Source organism: Bradyrhizobium sp. ORS 86 (genome assembly GCF_045571475.1).
In the GTDB taxonomy this organism is placed as follows: Bacteria; Pseudomonadota; Alphaproteobacteria; order Rhizobiales; family Xanthobacteraceae; genus Bradyrhizobium.
In genome coordinates, this window is the sequence record NZ_CP120699.1 from 7309264 (window position 1) to 7326278 (window position 17015).

Below are 17015 nucleotides of genomic sequence, written 5' to 3' on the forward strand. Positions count from 1 at the left end.
GCGTCAGCCCTTCGAGAACGTCTTGCGCGGATCGAAGGCATCGCGCGCGGCTTCGCCAATGAAGATCAGCAGCGACAGCATGATCGCGACCGAGAAGAAGCCGGTGAGACCGAGCCACGGCGCCTGCACGTTGGCCTTGCCCTGCGACAACAATTCGCCGAGCGACGGCGATCCGGGCGGCAGACCGAAGCCGAGGAAGTCCAGCGCCGTCAACGTCATCACCGAGGAGGACACGATGAAGGGCAGGAACGTCATGGTCGCGACCATCGCGTTCGGCAGCAGGTGGCGGAACATGATCACCGCATTGGAGACACCGAGGGCTCGCGCCGCCTGGATGTATTCGAAGTTGCGCCCGCGCAAAAACTCGGCGCGCACCAGGCCGACCAGCGAGACCCATGAGAACAACAGCAGGATGCCGAGCAGGATGAAGAAGCCGGGCGGCAGCACCGCCGAGATGATCAGGAGCAGATAGAGCGAGGGAATCGCGGTCCAGACCTCGATCAGCCGCTGGAAGGTGAGGTCGATCCAGCCGCCGAAATAGCCTTGCACGCCGCCGGCGGCGACGCCGACGATCGAGGACAGGATGCTCAGCGTCAGACCGAACAGCACCGAGATGCGGAAGCCATAGATCAGCCGCGCGAGGACGTCGCGGCCCTGATCGTCGGTGCCGAGCCAGTTATATTCGAGGTCGCGGCAGCTCTTCAGGCCCTTCCGCTGCACCACGTCCTTGCACTGCGCCTCGGTCAACCACCAGGTGGGCGGCGATGGCGCCGGGGTCGGCAGATCGAGGTTGCGGGTGTCGTAGGAATAGCGGATCGGCGGCCAGATCATGCTGCCGCCCTTGGCGGCGATCTGCTTCTGCAGATAGGGATCGCGATAGTCGGCCGCGGTCTCGAAGTCGCCGCCGAAGGTGGTCTCGGCATAGCTGAACAGCACCGGCCAATAGTAATGGCCGTCATACTTGACGACGAGCGGCTTGTCGCTGGCAATGACGTTGGCGAACAGCGACACCACGAACAGCACGAGGAATATCCAGAACGACCAGTAGCCGCGGCGGTTCGCCTTGAAGTTCAGCCAGCGCCGCTTGTTCAGCGGCGACGGCGCAAAGCCGTGGCGCGTGGCAGGCACTGCCTCGCCGAGCGGCGATTGCGTCGAGGTCTCGACCGGCTTTGGCGCGAGCATCGTCATCAGACCTCCCGCGCCTCGAAATCGATCCGCGGATCGATCCACATATAGGTGAGATCGGAGATCAGATTGACCACGAGCCCGACCAGCGAAAAGATGAACAGCGTGCCGAACACCACCGGATAGTCGCGATTGAGGACGCTCTCGAAGCTGAGCAGGCCGAGCCCGTCGAGCGAGAAGATGGTCTCGATCAGGAGCGAGCCGGAGAAGAAGGCGTGGATGAACGCGGCCGGGAAGCCCGCGATCACGATCAGCATGGCGTTGCGGAAGACGTGACCATAGAGCACCTGCCGCTCGCTGCAGCCCTTGGCCCGCGCCGTCATCACATATTGCTTGCGGATCTCGTCGAGAAACGAGTTCTTGGTGAGCAACGTCATGGTGGCGAAGGCGCCGAGAGCCATCGAGATGATCGGCAGCGTGATGTGCCAGAAATAGTCGATGATCTTCCAGTACCAGGGGAATTGCGACCAGCCGTCGGAGGTCAGTCCGCGCAGCGGGAAGATGTTGAAGAACGAGCCGCCGGCGAACAGGATGATCAAAAGGATCGCGAACAGGAAGCCCGGAATGGCGAAGCCGATGATGATCACCGCCGAGGTCCAGGTGTCGAACCGTGATCCGTCCTGGACTGCCTTGCGAATTCCGAGCGGGATCGAGATCAGATAGGTCAACAGCGTCATCCAGATCCCGAGCGAGATCGAGACCGGCAGCTTCTCCTTGATGAGCTGGATCACGCTGATGTCGCGGAAATAGCTCTTGCCGAAATCGAAGCGGGCGAAATTCCAGACCATCAGCGCGAAGCGCTCCGGCGCCGGCTTGTCGAAGCCGAACTGGACCTCGAGTTTCTTGATGAAGTCCGGATCGAGGCCCTGCGCGCCCCGGTATTTCGAGTTGATCGCGCTGGCCGCGCCGCTGTTCTGGCCGCGCTGTGCGGCGAAATCGCCGCCGCCGCCGGACACGCGCGAGGTGCCGCCGGTGTCGGCGCCGTTGATCTGCGCGATGACGCGCTCGACCGGTCCGCCCGGAGCAAACTGCACGACCACGAAGGAGACGAACAGGATGCCCAGCAGCGTCGGCAACATCAGGAGAATGCGACGGGCGATATAGGCGCTCATCGGCTACTTCGCCTGTTCGAGCTTCGCGGCCTTGGCCGCATCGAACCACCAGTTGTCAGGCGCGCCGACGCCCGACGCATATTTCGCCGGCTTCTCCGGATGATCGAACTGATCCCAATAGGCGATCGGGTGCGTGTTGCGGTACCACTGCGGCACCCAATAGCGGCCGGCACGAAACACGCGATCGAAGGCGCGGCAGGCGACCGTCAGCTCATGGCGGCTGTTCGCGCCGATGATCTTTTCGATCAATGCGTCGATCACGGGGCTGGAGATGCCCGCCAGATTGTAGGAGCCCTTGGTCTTGGCCGCCTGCGAGGAAAAGAACGGACGCATGCTGTCGCCGGGTGTTGCCGACGAGCTGAAACGCTGCATGGTCAGGTCGAAGTCGAAATCCTCCACCCGCGCACGATACTGCACGGCATCGACCAGGCGGAACGTCGCATCGATGCCGAGCGTCCCGAGATTCTTGATGAAGGGCCCGTGGTGCGGCTGGAGCGAGGGCTCGTCGGCCAGGAATTCGATGGTGAATGCCTCACCGTTCGGCAGCACCCGCTTGCCGTCCTTGATGACACATCCGGCCTCGTTGAGCAGTTGCGCCGCCTTGCGTAGCAGCGTGCGATCCTGGCCTGAACCGTCCGACATCGGCGGCACGAACGGCAGCGCGAACACCTCGTCCGGCATCTGGCCACGGAACGGCTCGAGCAGCGCGAGCTCTTCCGACGAGGGCGGTCCTTCCGCCACCATGTCCGAATTCTGGAACGGCGAGACCGTTCGCGCATAGGCATCGTACATGATGGTCTTGTTGGTCCACTCGAAGTCGAAGGCGTTGATCAGCGCCTCGCGCACGCGCGAATCCTTAAACTTGTCGCGGCGAGTATTGATGAACCAGCCCTGTGCGCCGGACGGCGTGTCGTCGGGCAGCGTCTCGCGCCTGACGCGGCCGTCCTTCACCGCGGGGAAATCGTAGCGGGTCGCCCAGACGCGCGCGGTGAACTCCTCGCGGAACAAGTAGCTCTTGGCGGTGAAGCCTTCGAAGGCGACATCGCGATCGCGATAGAATTCGTAGCGTACGGTGTCGAAATTGTAGCTGCCGCGATTGACCGGCAGGTCGGTCGCCCACCAGTCCTTGACGCGGTCAAACTCGATAAAGCGATTGACCTCGAACTTGCCGACCTTGTACGGCCCCGAGCCCAGCGGCGTATCGAGCGTCGATTCATCGAACGGCCGCGTCGCGTAATAGGCCTTCGAGAAGATCGGCAGGCCCGCGACGAAGAGCGGCACGTCGCGCGCGCGATTGGGCGCGAAGGTCACGACGACGGTCGCATCGTCGGAGGCCTCCGCCTTCACGAAGTCGCGCAACTGCACGATGATCAGCGGATGGCCCTTCTCCTTCAGCACGTTGAGCGAGAAGGCGACGTCCTGCGCGGTCAGCTTCGAGCCGTCGTGGAAGCGCGCCTCGGGCCGCATGGTGAAGCGGTAGATGAGCTTGTCCGGCGAGATCTGCACCGATTTCGCGGCATAGCCATACATCGCATCGGGCTCGTCATTGGCGCGCGACATCAGCGTCGCGAAGGTCATGTCCATGCCCTGCGCGCCCTCGCCTTTCAGGATGTAGGCGTTGAGCGAGTTGAAGGTGTAGTAGGACTGGTTGTTGCTGCGCACCGACGGGATCAGCGAAAACAGCCCGCCCTTCGGCGCCTTCGTATTGACATAGCCGAACTGCTGAAAGTCCGCCGGATACTTCAGGTCGCCGAACACCGACATGCCGTGCATCTCGGTTCCGTTGTCGGCGGCTGCAGGGGCTGCGCGAAATCCTGCAGCACTCAACGCACCGATGCCGAGACCGAGTGCGTGCCGACGGGTAAGTAGCGCCATGCGCAAATCCTTAAACCTATGAACTCTTGAGCTTGGCCGCCTTGTCGGCGTCGTACCACCAGATCAACGGGAATCCCGAAAGACCGTATTTCGGCAACTCGGCCGGGCGACCGAACCGATCCCAGCGCGCCGTGCGCACCTTCGGATAGTTCCATTGCGGGACCACGTAATGATTCCACAACAACACGCGGTCGAGCGCTTTGGTTGCAGCGACGAGATCTTCGCGGTCCGTCGCAAAGATCACCCGCTCGATCAGCTTGTCGATCGCCGGGTTCTTGATGCCGACGATATTGCGGGATCCCGGCGCGTCGGCGGCCTTCGTTCCCCAGAATTCGCGCTGCTCGTTGCCGGGAGACAAGGATTCCGGCCAGGATGCGACGACGATGTCGAAATCCCAATCGCGAAGTCGGTTCTCATATTGAATTGGATCGATCGTTCGCACACTGACCGACATTCCAAGCCGCTCGAGTGAGGGCTTGTAGGCCAGCATGACCCTTTCAAAATTCGGATCTTCGCTGAGCAATTCGATCGAGAACGGCTCGCCGCTCTTTGCATTCACCAGCTTGCGGTCGCGCACCTCGTAGCCGGCCTCCTTGAGCAGGCGCAATGCCTCTCGAAGATTGTCGCGCACGGCTTCGGGATTTCCACCAACCGGATTCGTGTAGGCCGTCGTGAATACCTCGGCCGGCACCTGCCCACGCAGCGGTTCGAGAATGGCGAGCTCCTTGCCCTGTGGCAGGCCTGTCGCCATCAGCTCCTCGGCACCGTCGAAATAGCTGGAGATCCGCTTGTACTGCCCGAAGAACAGTTGCTTGTTTATCTCCTCGAAATCGAAGGCAAAGTTCAAAGCCCGCCGGACCCGCGGATCAGCGAACTTGGCGCGACGCAGGTTCGGCGCGAAGGCCTGCATGATGCCGGAGCTGCGGTTGGGAAATTCCTCCAGCACCACGCGCTTGTCGGTGACTGCCGGAAAATCATAGGCGGTCGCCCAAGCCTTCGCGCTGTTCTCGGTACGCCAATCGATCTGATCGCCCTTGAACGCTTCGATCGCAACCGTGGGGTCTCTGAAGTACTCGTAGCGCAGCTCGTCGAAATTGTAGCAGCCGACATTGGTCGGGAGGTCGCGCGCCCAGTGATCCTTGACCCGCTCCAGAGTAATTGTCCGTCCCGCGACGAACTCCTTGATGCGATATGGTCCCGACCCGAGCGGCTTCTCCAGCGTCGTCGCGGAAACGTCACGCTTGCGGCCTTGGCTGTCGGTGCCCTCCCACCAGTGCTTGGGCAGGATCGTCAACTGGCCCACGATCTGCGGCAGTTCGCGATTGCCCGGCATATCGAAGACAAACTTCACTTCGCGATCGCTGACCTTCTCCGCTCGCACCACGTGGCTGTAGTAGGCAGAAAACATCGGATGGTGTGTCTTGAAGGCGCCGAGCGAAAAGATCACGTCTTCCGGAGTAACGGGCACTCCGTCATCCCACTTGGCCTGAGGGCGCAGACGATAAACGACATAGGAGAAATCGTCGGGATAGCTTGCAGCCTCCGCCAGCAATCCATACTCGGTCGAGACTTCGTCGAGCGAAGGCGTCGTCAGCGATTGATAGATCTGCGCGACGCCGCCGGCGATCGATCCCTTCACGCCCGAGACGACGATGTTGAAATTGTCGAAGGTGCCGATGGCGATTTGCCGGACAAGGCCGCCCTTCGGGGCATCCGGATTGACATAGTCAAATCGCTTGAAGTCGGCGGGGTATTTGACGTTGCCGAACAGCGACAGGCCATGCCGCCATTTGAGCCCGCTCGGGGCGTCATCCGCGAAGGCCGGCGTGACCGACAAGCCGGAGTTGAGCCCAAGCGCGGGAGCCATCGCGGCCAGCGCGCTACCTTGAAGAAGATGTCGTCGGGTGATCGCCAAATTCGTCTTTCCTGCTTGCGGCCCCCGGTTACATGGGACCCAATATAAGGCAACGGTTCGACAAATTACGTTGCTTTTTCCTCATGATAATAACCCAGGAACCGTCCCGCTGCGGCGAAACGTCCCGATAACAAGCCCGCGACACCGGACGCTCATGCAAAAACGGCCAGGCATTGCCTGGCCGTTTCGTTCCCGCTTGATCGCGAAAACCAAACCGCTACTTCGAAGCCGTCGGGAGCGGAGCGGGATGCTCCGAATTCGAGTTCAGATAGGCGATGATGTCGGCGCGCTCGCTGTCCTTCGGAACGCCGGCGAAGCCCATCGCGGTGCCGGGGATGAAGCCCTTCGGGTTGGTGAGGAACTTGTTGAGGTCGTCAAAGGTCCAGGTGCCGCCCTTGGCCTTCATCGCGGCCGAGAAGTTGAAGCCGCGGCCCTCGCCCCTGGGCTCGTTGACGATGCCGTAGAGGTTCGGGCCGACGCGGTTCGGACCGCCCTTCTCGAAGGTGTGGCAGGCCTGGCACTTCTTGGCCGCGGCGGCGCCCTTCTCGACCGAGGCAGTCTGTAGGAGCTTCTCGATCGGCTCCGACTTGGCCGCGGCAGCCTCGCCGCCACCAGCAGGGGCCTCCTCCTTCACCGCGATCTCAAAGCCCGGCTTCTCCGGCACCTTCGGCGTGAACACCGCGCCAGCGGCAAAGCTCGTCACCAAGACAACAATGCAGGTGCCGAGAAGCGCACCGAGAATCTTATTGAGTTCGAAGGAGTCCATTTCGGGTCAGGCTCCGGGCCTTGAATGTCGACTTCAGGCCGGGAATACGGCCGCGCGGAAGGACCTGGGAATCGGCCTATCGCACCGCCCCCCAAGCAGCGTTTGAGATATCGGTTTGCCCGCGCTCTGGCAACCCGTATAAACGCGCCGGATTCAACCCCCTCCCCATCAATTTCCGTAGGCCGGACGGGCCCCGACACGAATGACCGAACCGCGTACCCTGGTGCTGATTCCCGCCCGCCTGGCCGCCACGCGGCTGCCCCGAAAACCGCTCTTGGACATCGCGGGCCAGCCCATGATCGTCCATGTGCTGCGGCGAGCGGAGGCGGCCGGTATCGGCCGGGTTGCGGTCGCCACCGACACATCGGAGATCGCCGACGCGGTGAAGGCGGCAGGCGGCGAGGTTGTGATGACCCGCGCCGACCATCCGTCGGGCTCGGACCGGGTCCACGAGGCGATGACGATCCTGGATCCGGACGGCACGGCCGAGATCGTGGTCAATCTGCAGGGCGATTTCCCGACCATCACGCCCGAAACCATTCGCAGCGTGATGCCGGCGCTGGCTGACCCCGCCGTCGATATTTCGACGCTGGCCTCGCAGATCCACACTGAGGACGAGGACCGGGCCCCCAGCGTGGTGAAGGCGGTCGGTTCGCCGATCGGGGCGAACCGGCTGCGCGCGCTTTATTTCACCCGCGCCACCGCGCCCTATGGCGACGGGCCGCGCTACCATCACATCGGCCTCTATGCCTACCGGCGTGCCGCGCTGGAGCGCTTCGTGCGGCTGCCGCCTTCGCCGCTGGAATTGCAGGAGAAGCTCGAGCAGCTTCGCGCGCTGGAGGCCGGGATGCGGATCGACGTCACCATCGTCGACACCGTCCCGCGGGGCGTCGACACCCCCGCCGACCTCGAAACCGCCCGGCGGATACTTTCCAAAGCCTGACCGGGTGCTAAAAGGCCCGCAGGAAAGACACATGACCAAGAAGCTGAAAATCGCGTTCCAGGGCGAGCCTGGCGCCAATTCCCATATCGCGATCGTCGAGGCCTATCCCGACGCCGAGCCGATGCCCTGTGCGACGTTCGAGGACGCGCTGGCCGCGATCTCCTCGGGCGAGGCCGATCTTGGCATGATCCCGATCGAGAATTCGGTCGCCGGCCGCGTCGCCGACATCCACCATCTGCTGCCGGACTCCGGCCTGTTCATCGTCGGCGAGTGGTTCCTGCCGGTCCGCCATCAGTTGATGGCGATCAAGGGCATCAAGCTCGCCGATATCAAGACCGTGGAGAGCCATGTCCACGCGCTCGGACAGTGCCGGCGCATGATCCGCAAGCTCGGCATCCGGCCGCTCGTCGCCGGCGACACCGCCGGCAGCGCGCGCGACATCGCCCACCGCGGCGACCGCAGCGTGGCGGCGATCGCCTCGCGGCTCGCTGCCGAGATCTACGGTCTCGATATCCTCGCCGAGGACATCGAGGATGAGGCCCACAACACCACCCGCTTCGTGGTGCTGGCGCGTGAGGCCAAATGGGCCGAGCAGGGCTCGGGGCCGCTGGTCACCACGTTTGTTTTCCGGGTACGCAATCTGCCCGCGGCGCTCTACAAGGCGCTGGGCGGCTTTGCCACCAACGGCGTCAACATGACCAAGCTCGAGAGCTACATGGTCGACGGCAACTTCTTCGCCACGCAATTCTATGCCGACGTCGACGGTCACCCCAACGACCGCGGCCTCGCCTTTGCGCTGGAGGAATTGAAGTTCTTCTCGCGCGAATTCCGCATCGTCGGCGTCTATCCCGGCCATCCGTTCCGCGCGACCTTCAGCGAGATACGGGATTAGGCTCCACGGGCCGCCCTTCCAAACGTCGTCCCGGCGAAGGCCGGGACCCATACGCCGCAGCGGACGTTGCGGGTGGGACTCGTCGTTCAAGAATGACGCAACAATCACCATAGGTGGTTATGGGTCCCGGCCTTCGCCGGGACGACGATCATTACGCCGCCTTCTTCTGCAGCCCGAACGCCTCGGCGAGCAGGCTGTAGGACTTCTTCCGCGCCGCGTGGTCGTAGACCGCGGTGACCACCATCAACTCGTCTGCCTGGGTCGCCGCGATGAGCGGCTGTAGCTTGGCCATCACGGTCGCGGGGCTGCCGACGAAGAACCGGGAGCGGTTGCGTGCGATCGAGGCGCGATCGGCATCGGTGTAGGGATAGGCCTCGGCCTCCTCCACGCTCGGCAGCGGCAAATACTGGCCGCGGTCGCGGCGCAGCCGGTTCAGATCCATCGACCTCGCGAGCTTCTCGGCCTCCGCATCGGTCTCGGCCGCGACGACGGCCACGGCCAGAATCGCCTGCGGCGCGGTGCGCCAACCGGACGGCGTGAAATGCGCGCGATAGCCGGTCATCGCGGCAACCGCATCATGGGTCGCGAAATGATGCGCGAAGGCAAAGCCCATCCCGACCTGCGCCGCGAGCTCGGCGGAGTAATCGCTCGAGCCGAGCAGCCAGATCGGCGGCAGCGGCGTATCGTCCGGCATCGCCACCACCTTGTTGTAGGGATGTCCGGCGGGGAAATCGCGCGTCTCCCACAAGGTCAGCTCATGCAACCGCTCGAGGAAATCATCACCCTCGCGGCGGTCGAGCCGGCTGCGCAGCGCGTAGGCCGTGGCGCCGTCGGTGCCGGGTGCGCGGCCGAGGCCGAGATCAATCCGGCCGGGGAACAGCGCCTCCAGCATCTTGAAGCGTTCGGCGACCACGAGTGGTGCGTGATTCGGCAGCATCACACCGCCGGAGCCGACACGGATGTTCTGCGTCACCGCCGCAATCTGCCCAATCATCAGGTCGGGCGCAGGACTCGCAACGGAAGCAAGGTTGTGGTGCTCGGCAAGCCAGTACCTGGTATAGCCGAGCTCATCGACATGGCGCGCCAGGTCGATGCTGTTGCGCAGTGCGGCGGCCGGCTTGGTGCCTGACGTGACGACCGACAGGTCGAGGACGGACAGCGGGATCATGGCGAACAACCTAGTGTGGCTGGCAGCGCCGACAAAGGCCCCGGCCGCGCAGGTCGGTCCCGCTACGAACGGTCGATACCCATGGCAGCGGCCGTCGCGTGGATTGGGACGAATTATAATAATTCTCTGATGGGATCATCCTCCCCACCACCTATAGCCAACAATGGTCGCACGACCAATCCTTTTCATACAATATTTTCAATAAGTTAACTATTCGACGAACGACAACCTTATCTACCCACTCTCTTCGTTTGCCGAGAGGATCGAACCACATATCAGCCCATAGTGGGCAATTTCCCATACCCGATGGGCTGTATGGAGAGGACCATTTCGCTTATGTTGAGGCCTCCATATTCGAGCCAGACGCCTGCCCACGTGTTGCGGAGCCCTTGCGTATCATGACCGAGATCACCTCGCCCGCCTCGAGCGGGCACCGCGCACCCAAAACCCCCAAGATCTCCTTCGAGTTCTTCCCGCCAAAGACCGAGGAGATGGAGCGCAATCTGTGGGAGACCATCAACCGCCTTGCGCCGCTGACGCCGAACTTCGTCTCGGTGACTTACGGCGCCGGCGGCTCGACTCGCGAGCGCACCCATTCGACCATCACCCGCATACTGCGGGAGACCGCGCTGCTGCCGGCCGCGCATCTGACCTGCGTCGGCGCCGCGCGCGGCGAGATCGACGAGATCGTCGATCGCTATCACGAAGTTGGCGTCCGCCACATCGTGGCGCTCCGCGGCGATCCGCCCGGCGGCATCGGCACGCCCTACTTCACCCATCCGGACGGCTACCAGAGCTCGCCCGAGCTCGTCGCCGGGATCAAGAAGCGCCATAGCGATATCGAGATCTCGGTTTCGGCCTATCCCGAGAAGCATCCGGAAGCCGCCAGCTTCGAGGCCGACATCGACACGCTGAAGGCCAAGGTCGATGCCGGCGCTACGCGCGCGATTACCCAGGTGTTCTTCGACAATGACCTCTACCACCGCTACGTCGACAGGGTGCGAGCGCGTGGCATCGAGATCCCGATCGTGCCGGGCATCATGCCGATGCACAATTTCAAGCAGGCCCGCAATTTCGTGACCCGCGCCGGCACCAGCGTGCCGGACTGGCTCGCCGAAAAATTTGACGGCCTCGACAATGATGCCGAGACTCGCAAGCTGGTTGCCGCCACCGTGGCTGCCGGCCAGGTGCAGAAGCTGTTCAAGCATGGCGTCGACACCTTCCACTTCTACACCATGAACCGCGCGGACCTCGTGTTCGCAATCAGCCATCTGCTCGGCATCCGGCCGAACGGTGCCCAGAAAGCTGCCTGACCCATGAGAGTGCCTGTTTCTCCCAAGCGTAACGCTTTGCTTGCGGCCGCCCGCGAGCGCATCCTGGTGCTCGACGGCGCCATGGGCACCATGATCCAGGGCCTGCAGTTCGACGAGGCTGCCTTTCGCGGCGCGCGCTTCAAGGACTTCCACCGCGACATCAAGGGCAACAACGACGTCCTGATCCTCACCCAGCCCAAAGCGATCGAGGACATCCACGCCGCTTACTTGCGTGCCGGTGCCGACATCGTCGCGACCAACACCTTCTCCTCGACCTCGATCGCGCAGGCCGACTACGACATGTCGGACCTCGCCTACGAACTGAACCGCGAGGGCGCGAGGCTGGCGCGCGCCGCCGCCGAACGCGTCTCGGCCGAGGACGGCAAGCAGCGCTTCGTCGCCGGTGCGCTCGGCCCGACCAACCGCACCGCCTCGATCTCGCCCGACGTCTCCAATCCCGGCTACCGCGCGGTGACCTTCGACGATTTGCGTAAGGCTTACGGCGAACAGGCGCGCGGTTTGCTCGACGGCGGCGCCGATATGCTGCTGGTCGAGACCATCTTCGACACGCTGAACGCCAAGGCCGCGCTCTACGCGATCGCCGAGATCATCGAGGAGCGCGGCATCGACGTGCCCGTGATGATCTCCGGCACCATCACCGACAAGTCCGGCCGCTTGCTCTCCGGGCAATTGCCGGAAGCGTTCTGGCACTCGGTGCGTCACGCCAGGCCCATCACCATCGGCTTCAACTGCGCGCTCGGCGCCGAAGATCTGCGCGCGCACATCGCCGATATCGGCCGCGTCGCCGACACGCTCGTTTGTGCCTATCCGAATGCCGGCCTGCCCAACGAGTTCGGCCAGTACGACGAGACGCCGGAGTACATGGCGCGGCTGATCGGCGAGTTTGCTGCAGCCGGCCTCGTCAACATCGTCGGCGGCTGCTGCGGCACCACGCCCGACCATATCGCCGCGATCGCACGGGCCGTTGCCCCGCACAGGCCGCGCGCGGTGCCCGAGATCGCACCGCGGCTGCGGTTGTCCGGCCTCGAGCCGTTCACGCTGACCGACGCCATTCCGTTCGTGAATGTCGGCGAACGCACCAACGTCACGGGATCGGCGCGCTTCCGCAAGCTGATCACCGCCGGCGATTACACAGCAGCCCTTCAGGTCGCGCGCGACCAGGTCGAGAACGGCGCCCAGGTGATCGACGTCAACATGGACGAGGGCCTGCTCGATTCCGAAGCGGCGATGGTGACGTTCCTCAACCTCGTCGCCGCCGAGCCCGACATCGCCCGGGTGCCTGTGATGGTCGACTCCTCGAAATTCCACGTCATCGAGGCCGGTCTGAAATGCATCCAGGGCAAGCCGATCGTGAACTCGATCTCGCTGAAGGAAGGTGAGGAGAAGTTCATCCACGAAGCGACGGTCGCCAAGCGCCACGGCGCCGCCGTGGTGGTGATGGCGTTCGACGAGAGTGGGCAGGCCGACACGTTCACGCGCAAGACCGAGATCAGCAAGCGCGCCTACGACATCCTGGTCAATCGCCTCGACTTCCCGCCCGAGGACATCATCTTCGATCCGAACATCTTCGCGATCGCGACCGGCCTCGAGGAGCACAACAATTACGGCGTCGACTTCATCGAGGCGACGCGCTGGATCCGGCAGAACCTGCCGGGCGCCCACATCTCGGGCGGCGTCTCCAATCTGTCGTTCTCGTTCCGCGGCAACGAGCCGGTGCGCGAGGCGATGCACTCGGTGTTCCTGTATCACGCGATTCACGCCGGCATGGACATGGGCATCGTCAATGCCGGACAGATGATCGTCTATGACGACATCGACCCCGAGCTGCGCCAGGTGTGCGAGGACGTCATCCTCAACCGCGATCCTGGCGCCTCGGAGCGGCTGCTGGCGCTCGCCGAGAAATTCCGCGGCAAGGAGAAGCAGGCCAAGGAGGCCGATCTCGCCTGGCGCGAATGGCCGGTCGAGAAGCGGCTGAGCCATGCGCTGGTGCACGGCATCACCGAGTTCATCGAAGAGGACACCGAGGCCGCCCGGCAGAACGCGTCCCGTCCGCTCGACGTCATCGAGGGGCCGTTGATGGCCGGCATGAACGTGGTCGGCGATCTCTTCGGCGACGGCAAGATGTTCCTGCCGCAGGTGGTGAAGTCCGCGCGCGTGATGAAGCAGGCGGTCGCCTATCTGATGCCGTTCATGGAGGAGGAGAAGGCGCGTAACCTCGCCAACGGCGTCACTGGCGACGGCCGCAGCGCCGCCGGTAAGATCGTGCTGGCGACCGTGAAGGGCGACGTCCACGACATCGGCAAGAACATCGTCGGCATCGTGCTCCAGTGCAACAATTTCGAGGTCATCGACCTCGGCGTCATGGTGCCCGCCAACAAGATCATCGAGACCGCGAAGGCGGAGGGTGCCGACATCATCGGCCTGTCCGGCCTGATCACGCCCTCGCTCGACGAGATGAGTTTCCTCGCCGGCGAGCTGGAGCGGCAGGGCCTGAAGCTGCCGCTTTTGATCGGCGGCGCCACCACCAGCCGGGTGCACACCGCGGTGAAGATCGACCCGAACTATCGCAGCGGGCCTGTGGTGCACGTCAATGACGCGAGCCGCGCAGTCGGCGTCGCCTCCTCGCTGCTGTCGCCCGAGAAGAATCAGGCCTATGCCGCCGAGGTGCGCGCCGAATACGCCAAGATCTCGGCGGCGCATTTCCGCGCTCAGGCCGACAAGAAGCGGCTGAAGCTCGCTGACGCCCGTGCCAACAAGGTCGCGGTCGACTTTGCCGCCGCGCCGCCGAAGCAGCCGGCCTTCTTCGGCCTGAAGAGCTTCGATGCCTACGACCTCGCCGAGCTTGCGGAATTCATCGACTGGACGCCGTTCTTCCAGACCTGGGAGCTGGCTGGCCGCTTCCCGGCGATCCTCGACGATCCCAAGATCGGCGAAGTCGCCCGCTCGCTCCATGACGACGCGCGCAAGATGCTCGACAGGATCATCAAGGAGAAGTGGTTCACCGCCCGCGCCACCATCGGCTTCTGGCCGGCCAACACGAGCGGCGACGACATCGAGGTCTATGCCGACGAGAGCCGCAAAGAGAAGATCGCGACCTTCCACACACTGCGCCAGCAGCTCGAGAAGCGCGAGGGCCGCTTCAACGCCGCGCTGTCGGACTTCATCGCGCCGAAGGAGTCGGGCGTAGCCGACTATATCGGCGGCTTCGTCGTCACCGCGGGCATCGGGGAGGATGCGGTCGCCGACCGCTTCAAGAACGCCAATGACGACTATTCCTCGATCCTGTGCAAGGCGCTGGCCGACCGCCTGGCCGAGGCCTTTGCCGAGCGCATGCACCAGCGCGTGCGCAAGGAGTTCTGGGGCTATGCGCCCGACGAGGCCTGGACGTCGGAGGAGCTGATCCTCGAGAAATATGACGGCATCCGCCCCGCACCTGGCTACCCGGCGCAACCCGACCACACCGAGAAGCGGACATTGTTTGCGCTGCTCGATGCCGAGAACACCGCCGGCGTGAAGCTCACCGAGAGCTTTGCGATGTGGCCGGGCTCCTCGGTCTCGGGGCTCTACTTCTCGCACCCCGAGAGCTTCTACTTCGGCGTCGGCAAGATCGAGCGCGACCAGGTCGAGGATTACGCCGCGCGCAAGGACATGACGCCCGCCGAGATCGAGCGCTGGCTCGCGCCGATCCTGAACTACATCCCGTCGGCCGATGGCGCGAAGGAGCCTGCGATCGCGCCGGCCGCCACCCCGGCCAACGACGTTGCCGAAGCTGATCTCGCCTCGCACCCGCAGGGCTGCACCTGCGCCGTGCACCTGGCCTGGCGAAAGAAGAAGGTGGGCGCGGGGTAACTCTTCCTTCCCTTCTCCCCTTGTGGGAGAAGGTGTCGCGGACCCAGTCCGCGACGGATGAGGGGTCTCTATCCACGGACACGAACCCCTCACCCGTCCGCGATGCTTCGCATCGCGTCCACTCTCTCCCATAAGGGGAGAGGGGAAGAATCGCGGAGTGAGCTGGCCATGCAATTCTTCTCCTTCTGGCGGTCGCTGGCGAGCTTTCGGGTGCGGATCGCGCTCAACCTGAAGCAGGTGCCGGCCGAGGTGATCCTGGTCGACCTCGACGCCGATGCGCATCGCGCTGATGCCTACCGCAAGCTCAATCCGCAGATGGCGCTGCCCGCGCTGGTGACCGACGACGGCAGCGTGCTAGTGCAGTCGCTCGCGATCATCGACTATCTCGACGAGACCCATCCGGCTCCGCCGCTGCTGCCGGCCGACGCACTCGGCCGGGCGCGGGTGCGCGCGCTGGCGCTGATGGTCGCCTGCGAGGGCCATCCGCTGCTGACACCGCGGGTGCGGCGCTATCTCGACCGCGAGCTCGATTTGCGCGACAGCCAGCAAAACGCCTGGCGGCGGCACTGGACGGTCGAGACGCTGGTCGCGCTCGAAGGCCATCTCGCTCGTGACAAGGCGACCGGTCAGTTCTGCCACGGCGATGCCCCCGGCCTCGCTGACATCTGTCTGGTCAGCCATGTCACCGCGGCGATCAACCAGCAGATCAGCCTGTCGCCCTGGCCGACCGTAAAGCGCATCCACGAGACCGCGATGGCGCTGCCGGCCTTCGCCAAGGCACATCCGTCCGCGCAGCCCGACACGCCAGAGGCGATGCGGGCGAAGTAGGCGCGGGCGAGCCGCAGCTTTTGCATACAGACCTCTCCGCCCGTCGTCTCTACGAAAGCAGGGACCCATACTCCGCAGCGGATATTGTGAACGGGGCTCGTCGTTCCGGCCTCGCACAACTATGACCATTCGTGGTTATGGGTCCCGGCCTTCGCCGGGACGACGCCGCGGATAGTTCTCACGCGAAGTCTCAACACCATCATTGCGATGAGCCAACGGGTCGCGCGACCGCGCGCCCGATGACAGGCTCCGCGACGAAGCAATCCATGCTTCCGCCTATGTCGCACCTCCACAGTCTTCGTCATTCCGGGGGCTCGCGAAGCGAGAACCCCGGAATCCATCGGGCGCATAACCAGTGGATCAATGGATTCCGGGTTCGACGCTGACGCATCGCCCGGGGATGACGAGTGGAGAGATTTCCCCGGAGCCTACCCCTTCGGCGGCGCCAGCGGCTGGACGATCTCCTTGAACGCCGGCAATGCCTCGCAGCGCTCGGCGTGGGCCTTCAGCGCCTGGTAGCGAGTGTCGAACAGATGCGGATGCGCCTCGCCGGTGAAGCGCAGCGCGCAGGCCACCGCGATGTCGGAATGCCCGATCCGCTCGCCGAACAGCCAGGGCGTCGTGATCGTGCGACGCTCCTTCTCAAGCGCGTCGAGCGCGCCCGTGATCTGCGCCTCGCAACGGTCGACCCAGAGCTTGAGCTGCTCCTTGCGCAGCACGCTCTCATAGACGAGGCTGACCGACTTGTCGCCGAGCCCGGTGGCGATCGCGCAGATCCGGAGCTGGTGGCGCCGCTCCGCTCCCCTCGACGGCAGCATCGCGCGCTCGGGTCCGACGGTCTCGTCGAGATAATCGAGGATCGCCGCCGAATCGATCAGCGCCTCGCCATCGTCGAGCACCAAGGTCGGCACCCGCCGCAGCGGGTTATAAGGTGCGATCAGCTCGGCATCGCCGAAGGTCGACCACGGCTTATGCTGAAACGTGAAGCCATAGAGCTTGAGCGCGATCGCCGTGCGGCGAACGAAGGGCGAGTCATATTGGCCGATCAGGAACATTGTTCAACACTCGTCATTGCCGGGCTTGACCCGGCAATCCATCGCTCCAGGAGATTCCTTGAAGATGGATGCCCGGGTCAGACCCGGGCATGA

12 protein-coding genes are annotated in these 17015 nt (G+C 64.0%); 5 read left to right on the plus strand and 7 right to left on the minus strand.

Annotated elements, in window-relative coordinates:
* Positions 1 to 3: 3 nt before the first annotated feature.
* The 5 genes from P6U25_RS33845 to P6U25_RS33865 all read right to left on the minus strand — a co-directional run bounded on the left by P6U25_RS33845 (position 4) and on the right by P6U25_RS33865 (position 6853).
* The gene (locus tag P6U25_RS33845; protein ID WP_407149059.1) at positions 4 to 1188 is read right to left on the minus strand and encodes an ABC transporter permease; all 1185 of its coding nucleotides are present in this window, start codon (positions 1186 to 1188) and stop codon (positions 4 to 6) included.
* Positions 1188 to 2297, minus strand: a complete 1110-nt coding sequence (locus P6U25_RS33850; protein WP_407149060.1) for a microcin C ABC transporter permease YejB — start codon at positions 2295 to 2297, stop codon at positions 1188 to 1190. The genes P6U25_RS33845 and P6U25_RS33850 overlap by 1 nt, the downstream gene beginning before the upstream one ends.
* 3 nt (positions 2298 to 2300) lie before the next feature.
* Entirely contained in the window at positions 2301 to 4172 is a 1872-nt protein-coding gene (locus P6U25_RS33855; RefSeq protein WP_407149061.1) for an extracellular solute-binding protein, read from the minus strand.
* A 16-nt stretch (positions 4173 to 4188) separates the two neighbouring features.
* Positions 4189 to 6087 (minus strand): extracellular solute-binding protein, encoded by a 1899-nt coding sequence (locus tag P6U25_RS33860; protein WP_407149062.1) that lies wholly within the window; start codon positions 6085 to 6087, stop codon positions 4189 to 4191.
* Positions 6088 to 6304: 217 nt separating this feature from the next.
* Positions 6305 to 6853 carry a c-type cytochrome gene (locus tag P6U25_RS33865; RefSeq protein WP_407149063.1) on the minus strand — a complete coding sequence of 183 codons (549 nt, stop codon included), beginning with the start codon at positions 6851 to 6853 and terminating at the stop codon, positions 6305 to 6307.
* A 202-nt stretch (positions 6854 to 7055) separates the two neighbouring features.
* On the opposite strand from P6U25_RS33865, the gene P6U25_RS33870 reads away from it, so the two are divergent.
* Positions 7056 to 7796, plus strand: a complete 741-nt coding sequence (locus tag P6U25_RS33870; RefSeq protein WP_407149064.1) for a 3-deoxy-manno-octulosonate cytidylyltransferase — start codon at positions 7056 to 7058, stop codon at positions 7794 to 7796.
* 31 nt (positions 7797 to 7827) lie between these two features.
* A complete protein-coding gene (locus P6U25_RS33875; protein WP_407149065.1) occupies positions 7828 to 8688 on the plus strand; it encodes a prephenate dehydratase in 861 nt (286 codons plus the stop codon).
* A gap of 151 nt (positions 8689 to 8839) precedes the next feature.
* Here the strand turns inward: P6U25_RS33875 and P6U25_RS33880 are convergent, their stop codons facing one another.
* Positions 8840 to 9856, minus strand: a complete 1017-nt coding sequence (locus tag P6U25_RS33880; protein ID WP_407149066.1) for an LLM class flavin-dependent oxidoreductase — start codon at positions 9854 to 9856, stop codon at positions 8840 to 8842.
* Between the two features lie 398 nt (positions 9857 to 10254).
* Here P6U25_RS33880 and metF point away from each other — a divergent pair, with 398 nt between their 5' ends.
* From metF to maiA, 3 genes are all read left to right on the plus strand, one after another.
* Positions 10255 to 11169, plus strand: coding sequence for a methylenetetrahydrofolate reductase [NAD(P)H] (gene metF, locus P6U25_RS33885; RefSeq protein WP_407149067.1), 915 nt, complete (start codon positions 10255 to 10257; stop codon positions 11167 to 11169).
* Positions 11170 to 11172: 3 nt separating this feature from the next.
* Positions 11173 to 15039 carry a methionine synthase gene (gene metH, locus P6U25_RS33890; protein ID WP_407149068.1) on the plus strand — a complete coding sequence of 1289 codons (3867 nt, stop codon included), beginning with the start codon at positions 11173 to 11175 and terminating at the stop codon, positions 15037 to 15039.
* Positions 15040 to 15207: 168 nt separating this feature from the next.
* Positions 15208 to 15867 (plus strand): maleylacetoacetate isomerase, encoded by a 660-nt coding sequence (gene maiA, locus P6U25_RS33895; protein WP_407149069.1) that lies wholly within the window; start codon positions 15208 to 15210, stop codon positions 15865 to 15867.
* Between the two features lie 428 nt (positions 15868 to 16295).
* Here the strand turns inward: maiA and P6U25_RS33900 are convergent, their stop codons facing one another.
* The gene (locus tag P6U25_RS33900; protein WP_407149070.1) at positions 16296 to 16922 is read right to left on the minus strand and encodes a glutathione S-transferase family protein; all 627 of its coding nucleotides are present in this window, start codon (positions 16920 to 16922) and stop codon (positions 16296 to 16298) included.
* Positions 16923 to 17015 lie beyond the last annotated feature (93 nt).